This window comes from Nitrospirillum karajorum, assembly GCF_036348415.1.
GTDB classification, from domain to species: Bacteria; Pseudomonadota; Alphaproteobacteria; order Azospirillales; family Azospirillaceae; genus Nitrospirillum; species Nitrospirillum amazonense_B.
This window is the reverse complement of the sequence record NZ_JAZBQB010000001.1, coordinates 1,342,055-1,358,871: the sequence shown is the minus strand read 5'-3', so window position 1 is coordinate 1,358,871 and position 16,817 is coordinate 1,342,055. Positions and strand designations below refer to the sequence as shown.

The 16,817-nt window shown below is 68.9% G+C and carries 12 protein-coding genes; 5 read left to right on the top strand and 7 right to left on the bottom strand.

Annotation, left to right across the window (positions count from 1 at the left end):
- Positions 1-33: 33 nt before the first annotated feature.
- The 5 genes from UCD39_RS05945 to UCD39_RS05925 all read left to right on the top strand — a co-directional run bounded on the left by UCD39_RS05945 (position 34) and on the right by UCD39_RS05925 (position 8,627).
- Positions 34-2,598, top strand: a complete 2,565-nt coding sequence (locus UCD39_RS05945; protein WP_330495133.1) for an excinuclease ABC subunit UvrA — start codon at positions 34-36, stop codon at positions 2,596-2,598.
- Positions 2,599-2,635: 37 nt separating this feature from the next.
- On the top strand, positions 2,636-3,484 hold the full coding sequence (locus UCD39_RS05940) for a CPBP family intramembrane glutamic endopeptidase (RefSeq protein ID WP_330495132.1): 849 nt from the start codon (positions 2,636-2,638) through the stop codon (positions 3,482-3,484).
- Between the two features lie 80 nt (positions 3,485-3,564).
- Positions 3,565-4,467: an alpha/beta fold hydrolase gene (locus UCD39_RS05935; protein WP_330495131.1), complete on the top strand. Its 903-nt coding sequence runs from the start codon at positions 3,565-3,567 to the stop codon at positions 4,465-4,467.
- Positions 4,468-4,940: 473 nt separating this feature from the next.
- Positions 4,941-7,358, top strand: coding sequence for a TonB-dependent receptor (locus UCD39_RS05930; RefSeq protein WP_330495130.1), 2,418 nt, complete (start codon positions 4,941-4,943; stop codon positions 7,356-7,358).
- A 192-nt stretch (positions 7,359-7,550) separates the two neighbouring features.
- Positions 7,551-8,627: an alpha/beta hydrolase gene (locus UCD39_RS05925; protein WP_330495129.1), complete on the top strand. Its 1,077-nt coding sequence runs from the start codon at positions 7,551-7,553 to the stop codon at positions 8,625-8,627.
- Positions 8,628-8,688: 61 nt separating this feature from the next.
- On the opposite strand, the gene UCD39_RS05920 is transcribed toward UCD39_RS05925, so the two are convergent.
- The 7 genes from UCD39_RS05920 to UCD39_RS05890 form a co-directional block, all read right to left on the bottom strand.
- Positions 8,689-9,318 (bottom strand): isochorismatase family protein, encoded by a 630-nt coding sequence (locus UCD39_RS05920; RefSeq protein ID WP_330495128.1) that lies wholly within the window; start codon positions 9,316-9,318, stop codon positions 8,689-8,691.
- Complete coding sequence (leuD, locus tag UCD39_RS05915) at positions 9,315-9,941, bottom strand: 3-isopropylmalate dehydratase small subunit (protein ID WP_330495127.1); 627 nt, start codon at positions 9,939-9,941, stop codon at positions 9,315-9,317. The genes UCD39_RS05920 and leuD overlap by 4 nt, the downstream gene beginning before the upstream one ends.
- Positions 9,938-11,374 carry a 3-isopropylmalate dehydratase large subunit gene (gene leuC, locus UCD39_RS05910; RefSeq protein WP_330495126.1) on the bottom strand — a complete coding sequence of 479 codons (1,437 nt, stop codon included), beginning with the start codon at positions 11,372-11,374 and terminating at the stop codon, positions 9,938-9,940. Before leuC ends, leuD begins: the two co-directional genes overlap by 4 nt.
- Before the next feature lie 44 nt (positions 11,375-11,418).
- Entirely contained in the window at positions 11,419-11,712 is a 294-nt protein-coding gene (locus UCD39_RS05905) for a DUF1330 domain-containing protein (protein WP_145729181.1), read from the bottom strand.
- Positions 11,713-11,743: 31 nt separating this feature from the next.
- Positions 11,744-14,035: a glycoside hydrolase family 3 C-terminal domain-containing protein gene (locus tag UCD39_RS05900; protein ID WP_330495125.1), complete on the bottom strand. Its 2,292-nt coding sequence runs from the start codon at positions 14,033-14,035 to the stop codon at positions 11,744-11,746.
- Positions 14,036-14,073: 38 nt separating this feature from the next.
- On the bottom strand, positions 14,074-15,531 hold the full coding sequence (locus UCD39_RS05895; protein ID WP_330495124.1) for an NAD-dependent succinate-semialdehyde dehydrogenase: 1,458 nt from the start codon (positions 15,529-15,531) through the stop codon (positions 14,074-14,076).
- A gap of 174 nt (positions 15,532-15,705) precedes the next feature.
- Positions 15,706-16,815, bottom strand: a complete 1,110-nt coding sequence (locus UCD39_RS05890; RefSeq protein ID WP_330495123.1) for an alcohol dehydrogenase catalytic domain-containing protein — start codon at positions 16,813-16,815, stop codon at positions 15,706-15,708.
- Between the last annotated feature and the right edge of the window lie 2 nt (positions 16,816-16,817).

Below are 16,817 nucleotides of genomic sequence, written 5' to 3'. Positions count from 1 at the left end.
CCGGGTCCCCCACCCCGGCGCGAGGAGGCAAGGATGCACGACCGTCATGATCCCGAAGACGCCGCCGACACGGACACGGCCAAAGCCGGCTTCGTCCGCGTACGCGGCGCGCGGGAGCACAATCTGAAGACTGTCGACGTGGACATCCCGCGCGACGCTTTGGTGGTTTTCACCGGCGTCTCCGGCTCCGGCAAATCCTCCCTGGCGTTCAGCACCCTGTATGCCGAGGCGCAGCGCCGTTACCTGGAATCGGTGTCTCCCTACGCCCGGCGGCTGTTCCACCAGATGAGCGTGCCGGACGTTGACGCCATCGAGGGGCTGCCGCCGGCCGTGGCCCTGCAGCAGCAGCGCGGATCGCCCACCGCCCGCTCCTCCGTCGGCAGCGTCACCACCCTGTCCAACCTCCTGCGCATGCTGTACTCCCGCGCCGGCGACTATCCGCCGGGCCAAGCGCTGCTGGAGGCTGAGGCCTTCTCCACCAACACGCCGGAGGGGGCCTGCCCCACCTGCCATGGCCTGGGCCGGGTGCATGAGGTGACGGAGGCGTCCATGGTGCCCGACCCGTCGCTGACCATCCGGGAAAGGGCGGTGGCGGCCTGGCCCACCGCCTGGGGCGGGCAGAACCTGCGCGACATCCTGATCACCCTGGGCATCGACGTCGACACGCCCTGGCGCGACCTGCCGCAGAAGACGCGCGACTGGATCCTGTTCACCGAGGAACAGCCGGAGGTGCCGGTCTATCCCGGCTTCACAGCCGCCGAGGTGCGGGAGGCGATCCGCCGCAAGCTGCCGCCCAACTACATGGGCACCTTCTCCAGCGCCCGCCGCCACGTCCTGCACAGCTTCGCCACCACGCACAGCGCGATGATGAAAAAGCGGGCCGCCAGCTTCATGGTCAGCAGCCCCTGCCCCACCTGCGCCGGCAAGCGGCTGCGCCCGGAATCGCTGTCGGTGACCTTCCAGGGGATGGATATCGCGGCCATGGGCCAACTGCCGCTGAAGCGCATCACGTCCCTGTTCGCCGCCTATGCCGACGACGGGTCGGAGCGGCTGCGGGAATTGCGCCGGACGCGGCCGGAAACGGCCATCGTCATCGCCCGCATCGCCACCGACCTGTGCCGGCGCCTGGCCGTGCTGCTGGATTTGGGCCTGGGCTACCTGACGCTGGAGCGCAGCACGCCCACCCTGTCGCCGGGGGAGTTGCAGCGCCTGCGCCTGGCGACGCAGGTCGTCTCCAACCTGTTCGGCGTGGTCTATGTGATGGATGAGCCGTCGGCGGGCCTGCACCCGGCCGACACCCAGGCGCTGTTGCGCGCGCTGGACGGGCTGAAGGCGGTGGGCAACTCCCTGTTCGTGGTCGAGCATGACCTGGACGTGGTGCGTCATGCCGACTGGATCGTCGATGTCGGCCCCGCCGCGGGTGAGGGCGGCGGCCAAATCCTCTACAGCGGCCCGCCGGAGGGCTTGCGTGCCGTCGCGGCCTCACAGACCGCCCGCCATCTGTTCGCGGCGGACCACCGCCCCCGGCCGGCGCGGCGCGAACCGGCGGGTTGGCTGCGCCTGGCGGGCGTGACGCGCAACAACCTGAAGGCCCTGGACTGCGCTTTTCCCCTGGGCTGCCTGACCACCGTCACCGGCATTTCCGGGTCCGGCAAGTCCAGCCTGGTCAGCCAGGCGCTGGTGGAACTGGTGACCAAGGCCTTGGGCGCGCCTGTGGCGGTGGAGGAGGAGCCCGCCGACGCCGAAACCCTGCTGGAGCAGGAGCCGGCGGCGGAGACCGAGGGCCGGATCGAGGGGGGGCTTTCCGGGATCAAGCGCCTGATCCGCGTGGACCAGAAGCCTATCGGCCGCACGCCCCGGTCCAACCTGGCGACCTATACCGGCCTGCTGGACCATGTGCGGGCACTGTTCGCCGACACGCCGGAGGCCAAGCGGCGGCGCTATGACGCCGGCCGCTTCTCCTTCAATGTGGCCAAGGGGCGCTGCCCCCGCTGCGAGGGCGAGGGCTTCGTCATGGTGGAACTGCTGTTCCTGCCCAGCGTCTACGCCCCTTGCCCCGTCTGCCACGGCAGCCGCTACAACGCCCAGACGCTGGAGATCACCTATCGCGGCAAGACCATCGCCGATGTCCTCGGCCTGACGGTGGCGGCGGCCAGCGACTTCTTCCAGGACGTGCCCGCCGCGCGCCGGTCCCTGACCGTGCTGCAGGAGGTGGGGCTGGACTACCTGCGCCTGGGTCAGCCGGCCACCGAGTTTTCCGGCGGGGAGGCGCAGCGCATCAAGCTGGCGACGGAGTTGCAGCGGGCCCAGCGGGGCGGGGCACTGTATGTGCTGGATGAGCCGACCACCGGCCTGCACCCCAGCGATGTGGATCGGCTGCTGACCCAGTTGGACGCCCTGGTGACCGCCGGCAACACGGTGGTGGTGGTCGATCACGACATGGGGGTGGCGGCGGCCAGCGACTGGGTCATCGACATCGGCCCCGGTGCCGGGGACGAGGGCGGGCGCGTCGTGGCGGCCGGGCCACCGGAAACGGTGGCCGCTTGCCCCGACAGCCGCACGGCGCCCCACTTGCGGGCCTTCCTGCCGCTGGGTTAGGGAAAGCGGCCCCATCCCCTACGCGGACTGGATGCCGATGCCCGCCCTGCCTTGGATTTTTCTGGCGCTGGCCACCGCCGCCGCCTGGACGGACCGCTTCCGCCCCTGGCTGCCCCTGCTGCTGGGTGGGACCATCGCGGCGGCGGTCGCGGACGGCCTGTTGGGCTGGCCAGCGGGCTTGGCCCTGGCTCTGCTGGCTATTCTGGCCTGGGCGGTGCGCGAGAACCGGCCCGCCGCCGTCCGTTGGGTGGGCCACGGGCTGTTCCTGGTCCTGGCCGTGGCCCTGTCCGCCCATCTGTGGCCCGGCTTTCACAACCCGCGCGTCATGGGGCCGGCCCCCCTGACCCCGGACGCCATGCCCTTCACCCTGTACCTGAACCTGGACAAGCCCTTGGTGGGGCTCTGGCTGCTGGCCTTCGTGCCGGCGGTGCGGGCCTTGCGCCCGCCTGGCCGGACACTGGCCGTAACGGCGATCGCCTGGTTGGCCACGTCAGCCGCCTGCCTGGCCGCCGCCCTGATCCTGGGCATCGTCGCCTGGGCGCCGAAATGGCCGGCCGGCGCCAGGCTTTGGCTGCTGGACAACTTGGCGTTCGTGGCGGTGGCGGAGGAAGCACTTTTCCGGGGGTACATCCAAGCGGGCCTGACGCGGTGTCTGCGCCACCGGCGCTGGGGCGAACCCCTGGCCCTGGTGACGGCGTCCGCCCTGTTCGGCCTGGCCCATGTGGGCGGGGGGCTGCCCTGGGTCATCCTGGGGGGCATCGCCGGGATCGGCTATGGCCTGGCCTATCGCCACGGCGGGTTGCCGGCGGCCATCCTGGCCCATGTCGGCCTGAACGCGACGCACTTTTTCCTGTTCACCTATCCCATGCTGCGCCCCGCCGCATAAGCCTTGAGGCAGGGTGCTGGACAATGATGGAATTGATATATAGATATATTTTTTAAATTGCGAGAAATCGGAGACGGGCGATGGCTTTGGTACAGCGCGCATATGTGGATGGCCCCTGCGGGCAAATGCATCTGCGGCAGGCCAAGCCCCAGGATGGCCAGGGCAAACACGTACCGCTGCTGTGCATCCATATGAGCCCCATGTCCAGCCGAACCTTCCAGTCCCTGCTGGCCGACCTGGGGGACGACCGGCACGCCATCGCCTTCGACACGCCCGGCTTCGGCCAATCGGACCCGCCGGACGCGCCCCCCAGCATCGCCGACTATGCCCGTTTCCTGGACGCCGGCCTGACGGCCCTGGGCGTCACCACGCCTGTGGATGTCTTCGGCTATCACACCGGCGCCATGATCGGGGTGGAGATGGCGCTGCTGTCGCCCACGCGGGTGCGGCGCCTGGTGACGGTGTCGGCGCCGGTTTTCACCGATGAGGACAGGCGGCAGTTCGAGGCTTATTACCACGGGCTGAGCGTCACGGCGGACGGCAGCCACGTGCTGGCCCGGTGGAAGAGCTTCCTTTACCACCACCTGCGGCCGGGCGTGACGCTGGAGCATGTGGCGGAAGCATTCCCCGAGGCGCTGATCGCCGGACGCAAGGGGGAATGGGGGCACAGTGCCGCCTTCGCCTATGACTTGGGCGGCCGCATGCCCCTGGTGCGGCAGCCCTTCCTGATCCTGAACACGGGCGACGACCTGGATATCTACACCCGCCGGGCGGAGGGTCTGGCCCCCCACGGCCACATCCTGGAGGTGCCAGGCTGGGGACACGGGTTCCTGGATCAGCACACGGCCGACGCCGCCGGACTGTTGCGCGCCTTTCTCAACACCGGCGACGGCATGCCGGTCCCCCATGATAGCGTAAAGCCCCCGGCATCCGCGCTGGGCCCGCGCTATCCCGAGAGGCCGGGGGCCTTCGCCCCACGGTGATGGTTCGTGGAAAATTTACGAACCGGAATCCCTTCACGGCCACAGACATGAATAACCGGCAAAAATCTTCTGTCGAAGGCCATAAACTCACTTTAATAAAAATAAAACCCAGAAATACAAAGTAAATCTGTGGAGCGGAAGGCTTTTAGCCTTCCCCAGAATCAGCTTCCGCCATCGCGATCGGACCCAGGTCTGCCCACCTAATGGACAGCCGCAGAGCTTCGCTTGAGACGTTCCGCGCCAAACCCAATCATCCAAAAAACCAAAATCAATCAGCCCTTCGATGTGGCCCCGTGATCTTGGACGGGACTGGAGGGCTGCCCGCACCTTCTTGCAAGGGGTGGCAATCACACTGGGGAAGCCGGCACTCGCAATGACGAGGCCAAATCTGGGAGAAGAAGATGTCTGTCTTGAAGATTGAAGGTATTTGGGGGGCTTCTCGGATTCCGCTGCTGGGCGCGATGGGCATGGTCATGGTGGCCACGTCGGTCGTCGCCGCCGAAGCGCCAAGCGACAAGAAGAATAAAGAAGACTCGATGGAGTTGGAGGAAATCGTCGTCACCGCGCGGAAGCGCGAGGAAGACATCCTGAAGACCCCCGTCTCGGTGGCCGCCGTCACCGGCGCCGAAATCGACCAGAAGGGCATCGTCTCCCTGAACAACCTGGCGGACCAGACGCCTGGCCTGAACATCAACAACAACTTCTCCGGCCGGTCCGACCGGTCGTTCCAGCAGATCATCCTGCGCGGCTTCACCCCGGCCACCACCGACACCACGCCGGTCGCCACCTTCATCGATGGCGTGCCGGTGTCGTCGGCCACCGCGGTGATGAGCGTGTCGAACCCCGAGCGCGTCGAACTGCTGCGGGGTCCGCAGTCCGCCTATTTCGGCCGCAATGCCTTCGCCGGCGCCCTGAACGTTGTGAACAAGCTGCCCGGCAACGACTATGGCGGCAGCGTCACCGCCATGGTGGGCACGCACAACAACCGCCGCCTTCAGGCGGAAGTGGACGGCCCCATCGTCGATGACAAGGTGGGGTTCCGCATCGGCGCCGACCATTACTCCAAGGACGGTTCCTACAAGAACGCCGCCAACCCCAGCCAGACCCTGGGCGACCAGTCATCCACCAGCGGCAATGCGCTGCTGACCGTGAAGCCGACGGAAAACCTGTCGATCAAGGCCTTCGGTCTGATCTCACACGACGATGACGGTCCCGCCGCCTTGGGCCTGCTGAGCGCGCGCCAAGTGAAGGATTCCAGCGGTAACGTGGTGGTGCCCAGCCTCAGCAACTGCACGGTCAACGGTAACCCCTTCATCTGCGGCACCACCCCGTCGCTGCCCTCCGGCACGCCCGCCGGCAACACCATCACCGACGCCTATGTGCGCAAGGCCCTGGCGGTGTCCACCAACCGCATCATCAACCCCAGTGAAGGGGCGCAGAAATATGGCCTGGTCCGCGATTACAAGCACGGCCATTTGACGGTCGATTACGAAATCCCCGACACCGGCTTCACCGTCAGTTCGCTGACCGGCTACAACCGCGAGCAATGGAGCTCGGTGTCCGACATCGTCAATTATGACAGCTCCGGCATCGCCAACCCCACCTACACCGCCACCAACGGCCAGCGCAGCACCTACAGTTCCGCCTATCTGGTGGAAAGCGTGACCAAGGACTGGTCGCAGGAACTGCGCCTCAGCTATGACAACGGCGGTGCGTTCCGTGGCGTCGCCGGCTTCAGCTACCTGGACAGCACGTCCCTGCGCACCACCGATTCCCTGGACACCATCATCGCCAACAAGAGCGTCACCCCCTCTGGCAAGTCCGAGACGGAGACGTTGAGCGGCTTCTTCGGCCTGACCTACGACATCACCAGCAAGCTGACGGCCAGCGCCGAAGGCCGCTATCAGGTGGATAAGCTGTATTCCTACATCGCCACCACCGGCGATCTGGCTGTCACCGACAGCACCTTCATCCCGGCTGGGACCTACAAGGCCGGCTCACTGCTGGGTAGCCGTGACTTCAACAACTTCCTGCCGCGCTTCATCATCCAATACCAATGGACCGACGACCTGATGACCTATGCCTCGGTGGCCAAGGGCGTCAATACCGCGGCGCTGAACACGGGCGTGGCCTACTATTCCGGCCAAACGGCGACCGTCGCCAAGGGCCTGGGTATCGATCTGTTCGTGAAGCCGGAAAAGGTCACGACCTACGAACTGGGCATCAAGGGCAAGGCGTTGGAAGGCGCCATGAACTTCACAGCCGCCGGCTATTATTCCCAGTGGCGCGACCAGTTGAACCAAGTCATCCAGACCTTCATTCTCAACGGCGGCGGCTTCGGCAGCGTGTTCGGCACTATCAATGCCGGCAGCACCGACATGAAGGGCTTGGAGTTGCAGGCCAATTATCGCCTGAACCACATGATCACCTTCAACGCCGGCGGCGCCTACACCGACACGGACGTGCAGGAATACAAGGCCCCCCTGGTCACCACCTACAGCGGCATCACCAACTTCAAGGGCAAGGCACTGCCCCTGACCTCAAAATATTCCGCCACGGCGGGCGTCATGGTCAACGGCAGCCTGAAAAGCTGGGGCGACGCCACCTGGTTCAGCCGCGTGGACTACATCTACAAGTCCGGTTTCTGGACCGACGTCGCCAACATCCTGAAGACCGAGGACGCTCACGTTTTCAACGTCCGCACCGGCATCACCAAGGGCCCCGTGTCGGTCGACTTCTTCGTGAACAACCTGTTTGACAACACCAGTTACGTGTCAGCCAACGATGGCATCCTGTTCCAGCCCAACTCGACAAACTACAACTACTCCACTGTCACGGTCGGCCTGCGTGAGCGCCGGACCCTGGGCCTGCAGATGAAATACAAGTTCTGATCTGGACGTAAGGGGCGCACGCGGACCATCCGCGTGCGCCTTTTCTCTTGGCAATTTCTTCACCTATGGTCTTTGTCGGATGATGGAGCGATGATGCGTCGAGTTATTCCGTTTATCACTTCCTCCCTCTTGCTTTCCATTTCCGCTGGCGCAACCGCAGCCGCGCTGCCAGCGTGCGAGGAACGGTCCTTCATGCAGCCGCCGCTGTTCTACCCGTCGGTGGAACCGCAGGCCGACGGGCGTGTCACCTTCCGCCTGTGCGCCAAGGGCGTGCGCGAGGCGCGCGTCTTCGCCGGCGAGGTGAACGGCGTGCCCACCGGCCTGGACGGCACGCCGCCCGGTCTGACCATGGCCCAGGATGAGCAAGGCTACTGGTCGGCGACGACGTCGGCGCCGGTGGCGCCGGGCGTCTACACCTACGCGTTCAAGGTCGATGGCCTGCGGGTCGCCGATCCGCAAGGCGTGCGCTTCGCCGAAGGCTTCGGCGGTCCGCAATCCGTCTTCGAGATCGCGGGCCCCGACGTGGCCAACCAGCTGTACAAGGCCGATGTGGCCCACGGCCTGGTGTCGGTCCTGGATTATCAGTCGTCCAGCCTGGGCCTGCGCCGCCGCGCCCATGTCTACACCCCGCCGGGCTATGAGGCGGGTGGCAAGGAACGTTACCCGGTCCTGTACCTGGTCCACGGCTACAGCGACAGCGACGACGCCTGGACGGCCAAGGGCAACGCCAACCTGATCCTGGATAACCTGATCGCGGCCGGCAAGGTGAAGCCGATGATCGTGGTGATGCCGCAGGGCCATACGCCCATGCGGGAAGGCGTCCAGGGAATGGAGAACACCGACTTCGGCGCGGACCTGCTCAAGGATCTGGTGCCCTATGTCGATGCCCACTTCCGCACGCTGGCTAAGCCAGAGGCGCGCGCCATGGCCGGCCTGTCCATGGGCGGCGCCCACACCATCCAGTTCGGGCTGCCCCATCCGGAGATCTTCGGGTCCATCGGCGTGTTCAGCATCGGCCTGTTCGGGGACGATCAGGTGGCGCGCTACCTGGCGGCCAACGACGCCAAGCTGAAGGCGCGGGCCAAGACCCCCGGCCTGGTCTACTACGCCGTGGGCAAGAGCGACCCCGTCTTCGGCGGCGTCGCGCCCACGCGCAAGGTGTTGGATCAGTACGGGATCAAGTACGTCTACAATGAAAGCGCCGGTGGCCACACCTGGATCAACTGGCGGGCCTACTTGGAAGATTTCATCCCGCGCCTGTTCCGCTGAGACGGGCTGGGGTAACCGCGCCAACGCCGCCTGGGGAGCGCCCCCAGGCGGCGTTTTTTCGTCAGCGCTTCAGCGTGGCAAGGAAAGCGAGGGCGTCGCCCTCCCCCACCACATCGGCGTACTTGGCGTTCATGTCGAACAGATTGGCGTCGTGCGGGGCCTGGTGGCGGTCGCCGCAGGCCTCGGCGATCACCGCCGTGCGGAAGCCGTGGGACATGGCATCGACGCAGGTGGCGCGCACGCAGCCGCTGGTGGTCAACCCGGTCAGCAGGACGCTGTCCACGCCCAAAGCCGTCAGGGTCGAGGCCAGGGAGGTGCCGAAGAAGGCGCTGGGATACTGCTTGCTCACCACCAGCTCGTCTTCCTCCGGCACCAGCCCGGCCGGCCAGCCCCCCATGGGATTGCCCTTCAGGAAGTAGCGCAGCGGGGCCGCCTTCTCATAGAAGCGGCCGCCGTCGATGGCGGTCGGGTGATAGACGACGTTGGTCAGGATGACCGGCACCCCCGCCGCCCGCGCCGCCGCCCGCACCCGCAGGGCGGAGGCCAGGGCATCCTCCACACCCGCGTAAAGATCGCAGGCGGGATCGAAATAGCCCTGGCAGAAGTCGATCATGATCAGCGCGGGGCGTGCCCCGAACCCAACCCGCGTGCCGTAGGCGCGGGCGTAATTTGCGGCCAAATCGTCAGTCATGCGTCGGTCTCCGCGTCAAACAGCCAGGGCTGCAGCCGCCGGTGGCGGCCCTCGAATGTCTCAATGTCGGCGCCGTGGGCGTTCAGCAGGGTCGCCGTCTCATCCCAGCCGTTCAGCAGGGCGCGCTGGCGTTCCGGGTCGATGGTGAACGGCAACGGGGCCTTCCCCGCGACCGTCACCGTCTGCGCCTCCAGATCCACCTCGAACGCCCTGGCCTCAACGGCGTCGGCGCTCAAGGCCGCGACCTGGTCGGGCGGCAGGGTGATGGGCAGGACGCCGTTGCGGTAGCAGTTCGCCTGGAAAATCTCCCCGAAGCTGGGGGCGATGACGCAGCGGATGCCGCGCCCCAGCAGGGCCCACACCGCCTGTTCGCGGCTGGACCCGGACCCGAAATTCGCGCCCGCCACCAGGATGGGCGCCTCCCGCCAGGGCGGCTGGTTGAAGACGAAGTCCGCCACCTCGCCGCCATCGGCATGGAAGCGCCGATCATGGAAGGCATAGGGGCCCAGGCCCAGGCGGGCTGTGATCAGCAGGAAGCGCGCGGGGTAGATGATGTCGGTGTCGACATTCTCTTCAGGTAGTGCTGCGGCCGGCCCGGCCACACGGACAAACGGCTGGATCATCGCGTTTCCTCCACCGGGCCCGTCGCCGGCATCGCCATCATCGCGCGCACGTCCGTCAGCTTGCCGGTCACGGCGGCGGCGGCGGCCATGGCCGGGCTCATCAGGTGGGTACGGCCACCGGGGCCCTGCCGCCCCTCGAAATTGCGGTTGGACGTGCTGGCGCAACGCTCGCCGGCGGCCAGGCGATCATCGTTCATGGCGACGCACATGGAACACCCCGCGTGGCGCCATTCGAAACCCGCCGCCCGGAACACGGCGTCCAGGCCTTCCGCCTCTGCCTGGTGCTTGGTGGCGGTGGAGCCGGGCACGACGATGGCGCGCACGCCGGCCGCCACCCGGCGTCCGCGCGCCACGGCGGCAGCGGCGCGCAAATCCTCGATACGGCCATTGGTGCAGGAGCCGATGAACACCCGCTGGATGGGAATGTCGGTCAAGGGCGTGCCCGGCCGCAGGTCCATATAGGCCAGCGCCTTTTCCGCGTGGCGGCGGGCGCTGTCGTCGCCCAGCGTGGCCGGGTCGGGAATGGACGCGGTGATGGGGGCGGCCTCATCCGGGCTGGTGCCCCAGCTGACGTGCGGCGCCAGGTGGGACACATCCACCGTCACCACCCGGTCGAACACCGCGTCCGGGTCGGAGCGCAGGCCCCGCCAGTAGGCGACGGCCTGGTCCCAGCGGACGCCCTTGGGCGCCAGGGGACGCCCTTTCAGATAGGCGAAGGTCACCTCGTCCGGCGCCACCAGGCCGACGCGGCCACCGGCCTCGATGGTCATGTTGCACAGGGTCATGCGGGCGGCCATGGACATGGCCTCGACCGCCGGGCCGGCATATTCCACCGCATGGCCGCTGGCGCCCAGGGCGCCGATGCGGGCGATGACGGCCAGGGCGATGTCCTTGGCCGTGACCAGCGGATGCGCCTGGCCGACCAGGTCCACCCGCAGGGTTCGCGCCCGCCGCTGCTTCAGGCATTGCGCCGCCATCACCGTGCCGCACTCGCTGGCGCCGATGCCGAAGGCCAGGGCGCCGAAGGCGCCGTGGGTGGTGGTGTGGCTGTCGCCGCACACCAGCGTCATGCCCGGCAAGGTATAGCCTTGCTCCGGCCCGATGACATGGACGATGCCCTGCAGGTCCCCGTCCAGCGGCCGATAGGGCACGTCGAAGCGGTGGGCGTTGTCCTCCAGCTCCGCGACCTGGGCCCGCGCCAGCGGGTCCTCGATCTCCCCGCCCCGCGCGCGGGTGGGCACGGCGTGGTCGGCCACGGCCAGGTGGGTGCCCGGCCGGCGCAGGCGGCGGCCGGCATCCCGCAGCGACGCGAACGCCTGCGGGCTGCTGACCTCATGAACCAGGTGCCGGTCGATATACAGCAGCGTTTCCCCGCCGGGCAGTTCGGCCACGGCGTGGCTGGTCCACAGTTTCTCATACAGCGTCTGGGGCATCGAACCTTTGGTCCTGCTAAAGAGGGGCCTGCTATCGAGGCTTGTCAGGCCGGATCGGCCAAAAGGCGCGTCTCCACCGTTCCCGCCCCCTGCCGCAGCGCCGCTGCCGCGCGATAGGTGTCGGAGTGGACGTAGGCGCGCGCGGCCTCGACCGTGGGGAACCGGATGACCACCACCCGCTCCTCCGGGTCCACGGCGCCCTCCACCACCTCATCCACCTTGGCCCGCACCAGGTATTCGCCGCCATGAGCCTCCGCCAGGCCGGCAATGCCCTTCAGGTACGGCGCGAAGCGGGCGGGATCGGTGATGCGGATGGTGGCGACGATGTGCGCGGGCATGGGGCGGAACCGGTGTCAGGGTTTCAGGGGGTCAGGGCTTCAGGGACAGGGCGGGCAGCGACAGCATGGCGGTCGGCCCGTTGGCGGTGGCGTGCGACGCCAGCACCACGGCGACCGGGCCAGCCTTGACCGTCCAGGCAGCGGCACCGGGATCGAACCGGGCGATAAGCCGGGGGTCGATGGGCAAGGTCACGGTGGCGCTGTGGCCCGGCGCCAGTTCCAGACGCTTGAAGGCCACCAGCCGGCGCACCGGCTTGCCATCGGCGCCCGGAACCAGCGCATAGACCTGGGGCACGTCCACCCCCGGCCGCGAGCCGGTATTGGTGACGGTGAAGCGCACCGAGGGCGCGGCACCGCCCTGGGCGGTGAAGCCGCCATGGCGGAAGCGGCTGTAGGACAGGCCATAGCCGAAGGGGAACAGGGGTTTCTGCGCCGTCCGGGCGTACCAGCGGTAACCGGCGTCGGCGCCCTCGACATAAGCGACGTCGAAGGCCTGGACGCCGCCGGTGATGTCCACGGTGGTGGCGCCCGGGGTGCGCGGCTTGGACGCCTGCGCGGCCGCGGCGGCCTTCACATTCTCCAGCCCGGGAATGCGCGGGCGGGGCGCCTGGGCCTCGGCCGCGGGGAAGGTGAGCGGCAGGCGGCCGCCGGCATCGACCTCGCCGAACAGCACGCGGGCGATGGCCTCGCCCCCCTGGTCGCCGGGATACCAGGCCTCCAGCACGGCACCCACCTTGCCCAGCCAGGGCATCAGCACGGCGCCCCCCGTTTCCAGCACCACGGCGGTGCGCGGGTTGGCCGCCGCCACGGCGGCGATCAGGGCGTCCTGGCCATCCGGCAGGGCCAGGGTTTCCAGGTCGATGGCCTCGGTCCGCCACTGCTCGGCGAAGACCAGCACCGCGTCGGCGCCCTTGGCGGCGGCGGCGGCGCGCGCCGGATCGGCCCCGTCCAGATAGGTCACCTCCGCGCCCGGCAGCCGGGCCTTGAGGGCGGCCAGGGGGGAGGACCCGTGGTAGGTGATCTTGATGAAGCCCAGGTTGGCCGGCCCGTTGGGGATGGGCAGGCGCAGCGGCGTGCCGCTGACGGCCTGGACCTGCGAGGACCCGCCGCCGGACAGCACGCCGATATCGGCGTGGCCGCCGATCACCACCACCCGCTTCAGCGCGGTCGACAGCGGCAGCAGGCCCCCTTCATTGCGCAGCAGGACAGCACCCGCCTCCGCCGCGCGCCGTGCCACCAGGCCATGGGCGGCATAGTCGATGGCCTGCGGCGTGTCGGGCGCCGGCCGGTCGACCAGCCCCCGGTCGAACAGGCGCCCCAGAATGCGGCGGACCATGTCGTCCAGCCGCGCCACCGGGACGGCGCCCTGGTCCACCGCCGCCCGCAGCGGGTCGCCATAATACACCTCGCGATCCAGCTCCTGCCCGGATTCCTGGTCCAGCCCGGCCAAGGCCGCCTTGACGGTGGAATGCACCCCGCCCCAGTCGGACATGACCCAGCCGGGAAAGCCCCAGTCGCGCTTCAGCACCTGGTTCAGCAGCCAGTCGTTCTCGCACGACCAGTCACCGTTCACCTTGTTGTAGGCGCACATGACGGAATCCGGCCGCCCCCGCTCCATGGCGACCTGGAAGGCCAGCAGGTCGCTTTCCCGCAGGGCCGCCTGATCGATGCGGGCGTCCAGGACATAGCGCCCGCTCTCCTGCGCGTTCAGGGCAACATGCTTGAGGGTGGAGATGATGCCGTTGTCCTGCACCCCCCGGATGGCGGCCCCGGCCATCACGCCGGTCAGCCACGGGTCTTCGCCCAGATACTCGAAATTGCGACCGTTCCAGGGGTCGCGGGTCAGGTTGGCGCCGCCGGCCAGCAGGACGTTGAACCCCTTGGCCCGCGCCTCGGCCCCGATCATGGCGCCGCCGTCGTAGGCGATGCCGGGGTCGAAGGTGGCGGCGGTGGCCAGGCTGGATGGCAGGGCCGTGGCCACGTCCCCCGGCCGCATGGTGCCACCATTGGCCACGCCCAGGCTGGCGTCACTTTCATAAAGGTCGGGGATGCCCAGACGGGGCACACCCGGCACATGGCCGGCGCCGATGCGCTTGTCGTCGGGACGGGTCTTCTTGAGGATGGAGCCGAAGTTGCCATGGACCATGGCGATCTTCTCATCCAGCGTCATCTGGCCCAACGCCAGGTCGACGCGCCGGGGCGTGGGCAGGGTCGGGTCCAGCCAGGGCCGCGCCTCCTGGGCCTGGGCGGCCCCCGCCGCCAGCAACGCCCCCAGGCCGGCACCGGCCCGCACCAGCCACGACCACCGGCCGCTCGCCCGCATATCCGTCCCCCGCGTCCGCATCGCCGTTCCGTCCCCGCTCACAGGCCCAGGCAGAGGTATTTGACCTCCAGGTAGTCATCCAGGCCGTGGCGTGAGCCTTCGCGCCCCAGGCCGGACTGCTTGACGCCGCCGAACGGGGCCACCTCGGTCGAGATCAGGCCGGTGTTGACGCCGACCATGCCGGCCTCCAGCGCCTCCGCCACCCGCCACACCCGGCCGATGTCGCGGGTGTAGACATAGCTGGCCAAGCCATAGGCGCTGTCATTGGCCTGGGCCACGGCGTCGGCCTCGTCCTGGAAGCGGACGATGCCGGCCAGGGGGCCGAAGGTTTCCTCCTCCGTCAGGCGCATCCCGGCGGTAACGCCGCACAGGACGGTGGGGGTGAAGTAGGTGCCGCCCAGGGCATGGCGGTCGCCGCCCACCACCAGGCGGGCCCCCTTGGCCACGGCGTCGCCGACATGCTCCGCCACCTTGTCCACGGCGGCGGCGTCGATCAGGGGGCCGACCTCCACGCCCGGTTCCAGGCCGTTGCCCACGCGCAGCTCGGCCACCCGGCGGGCCAGCTTGTCCACGAAGCGGTCATGGATGCCGGCCTGGACGTAAAAGCGGTTGGTGCAGACGCAGGTCTGGCCGCCGTTGCGGAACTTGGACGCGATGGCCCCGTCCACCGCCGCGTCGACATCGGCGTCGTCGAACACCAGGAAGGGCGCGTTGCCGCCCAGTTCCAGGGACAGGCGCTTGATGGTGTCGGCCGACTGGCGCATCAGGGTGCGCCCAACCTCGGTCGAGCCGGTAAAGCTGATCTTGCGCACCACCGGGTCGGCGGTCAGGGCGCCGCCAATGGCGCGGGCGCCGCCGGTGACGACGTTGAACACCCCCGGCGGCACGCCGGCCTCTTCCGCCAGCGCGGCCAGGGCGAGCGCGGAGAACGGCGTCTGCGACGCGGGCTTCAGCACCATGGCGCAACCGGCGGCCAGGGCCGGGCCCAGCTTGCGCGTGATCATGGCCGCCGGGAAGTTCCACGGCGTGATGGCCCCCACCACCCCGATCGGCTGCTTCAGGCAGACGACGCGGCGGTTGGCGGCGTGGGGCGGGATGACCTCGCCGTAGGCGCGCTTCCCCTCCTCCGCGAACCATTCGATGAAGGCGGCGGCGTAGGCGATCTCCCCCCTGGCCTCGGCCAGCGGCTTGCCCTGTTCCCGCGTCAGCAGTTCCGCCAGGGCGTCCTGGTGGGCCAGCATCAGGTCATACAGGCGGCGCAGCACGCGGGCACGATCACCGGCGGTGCGCGCGGCCCAGGCATGGCGCGCGGCGTCCGCCGCCGCCACCGCCCGCGCCGTCTCCGCCGCTCCCATATCCGGCACGGTGCCCAGCACCTGACCGGTGGCGGGATCGGTCACGGACAGGGTGCGCCCGCTGTCAGCATCGCACCATTGGCCCGCAATATAGGCCTGCTGGCGGAGGAAATGGGTGTAGGGGAAGGAAGACGTGGTCATGGCAATGCGGCGTCCGGTGTCGGGGGCGTGCAAGGATCGGGGGCGTGCAGGCGGCAAGTCTTCCCCGGCGTCCGGCGTCGGGTCGACGCCGGAAGGGGCCCCTGGCCGCCACGCGGTCAAGGGCACGGGGGCCAGGGGAAGCCGTGACGACGGCGCGCGCCCGCTGGGGTTGGGTTAGAACGGCGTGATGATCTGGCGGACGGCCTTGCCTTCGACCAGGACGTCCATCAGCTCATTCACCTGGGCCAGGGGGCTGACCGAGGTCAGCAGCCGGTCAACCGGCAGCCGCCCCGCCCGCCACAGGGCGATGTAGCGCGGGATATCGCGGGACGGGATGGACGAGCCCATGTAGCTGCCCATCAGCGTCTTGCCGTCCGCCACCAGCGACACCGCCGGAATGGTCAGCATCTCCGACGGGTTGGGCAGGCCCACGGTGACGACGCGCCCGCCCCGCCGCGCCGTGGCGTAGGCCTGGGCCAGCACAGCCGCCTTGCCCACCGTCTCGATCACCACGTCGGCGGCGGGCAGCGTCCCCGCCGCCTCCGGCGGCACCGCCTGGGCGGCCCCCAGTTCCAGGGCCAGGGCGCGCTTTTCCGGCGAGGGGTCGATGGCCGTCACCGGCTGCGCCCCGGCCGCCAGCGCGCCCAGCAGGGCGGCCAAGCCGACGCCGCCCAGGCCATAGACGCACAGGCTTTCGCCCGGCCGCACGGCGGCGGTGTTCATGACGGCGCCCACGCCGGTCAGGACAGCGCAGCCGAACAGGGCCGCCACCTCCACCGGCACGTCGGCGTCGATCTTCACCGCCGACCGCCGGTCGACCACCGCGTGGGTGGCGAAGGCGGAGACACCCAGGTGGTGGTTGATGGGCTGGCCCAGGAAGGACAGGCGCCGGCCCCCGCGCATCAGCCGCCCCTCACCATTGGCGGCGGCGCCGTGGGGGCACAGATAGCCCTGGCCGGCGGCGCAGGCGGGGCATTGGCCGCAGGACGGCAGGAAAACCAGGACCACCCGGTCACCGGCGGCGAAGCCGGTATCCTCCGGATCGCCGACGGCGACGACCGTGCCGGCCGCCTCATGCCCCAAGGCCATGGGCATGGGGCGGGGCCGGTCACCGTTGATGACCGACAGGTCGGAATGGCAAATCCCGGCCGCGTCGATCCTGACCAGCAGTTCCCCCGGCCGGGGATCGTCCAGCTGCACCGTCCTCAGCGACAGCGGCGCCTGGGCGCCGTAGGGGCGCTGGTTGTCGCCGCAGCGGGTCAATATCGCCGCCGTGATGTCCATGG

Coding starts and splice junctions, on each gene's coding strand:
- UCD39_RS05890 (WP_330495123.1), bottom strand. CDS start 16,815: ATGGACATCACGGCGGCGATATTGACCCGCTGCGGCGACAACCAGCGC.
- leuD (WP_330495127.1), bottom strand. CDS start 9,941: ATGATCCAGCCGTTTGTCCGTGTGGCCGGGCCGGCCGCAGCACTACCT.
- UCD39_RS05945 (WP_330495133.1), top strand. CDS start 34: ATGCACGACCGTCATGATCCCGAAGACGCCGCCGACACGGACACGGCC.
- UCD39_RS05895 (WP_330495124.1), bottom strand. CDS start 15,531: ATGACCACGTCTTCCTTCCCCTACACCCATTTCCTCCGCCAGCAGGCC.
- UCD39_RS05930 (WP_330495130.1), top strand. CDS start 4,941: ATGGTGGCCACGTCGGTCGTCGCCGCCGAAGCGCCAAGCGACAAGAAG.
- UCD39_RS05925 (WP_330495129.1), top strand. CDS start 7,551: ATGCAGCCGCCGCTGTTCTACCCGTCGGTGGAACCGCAGGCCGACGGG.
- UCD39_RS05905 (WP_145729181.1), bottom strand. CDS start 11,712: ATGCCCGCGCACATCGTCGCCACCATCCGCATCACCGATCCCGCCCGC.
- UCD39_RS05920 (WP_330495128.1), bottom strand. CDS start 9,318: ATGACTGACGATTTGGCCGCAAATTACGCCCGCGCCTACGGCACGCGG.
- UCD39_RS05940 (WP_330495132.1), top strand. CDS start 2,636: ATGCCCGCCCTGCCTTGGATTTTTCTGGCGCTGGCCACCGCCGCCGCC.
- UCD39_RS05935 (WP_330495131.1), top strand. CDS start 3,565: ATGGCTTTGGTACAGCGCGCATATGTGGATGGCCCCTGCGGGCAAATG.
- leuC (WP_330495126.1), bottom strand. CDS start 11,374: ATGCCCCAGACGCTGTATGAGAAACTGTGGACCAGCCACGCCGTGGCC.
- UCD39_RS05900 (WP_330495125.1), bottom strand. CDS start 14,035: ATGCGGGCGAGCGGCCGGTGGTCGTGGCTGGTGCGGGCCGGTGCCGGC.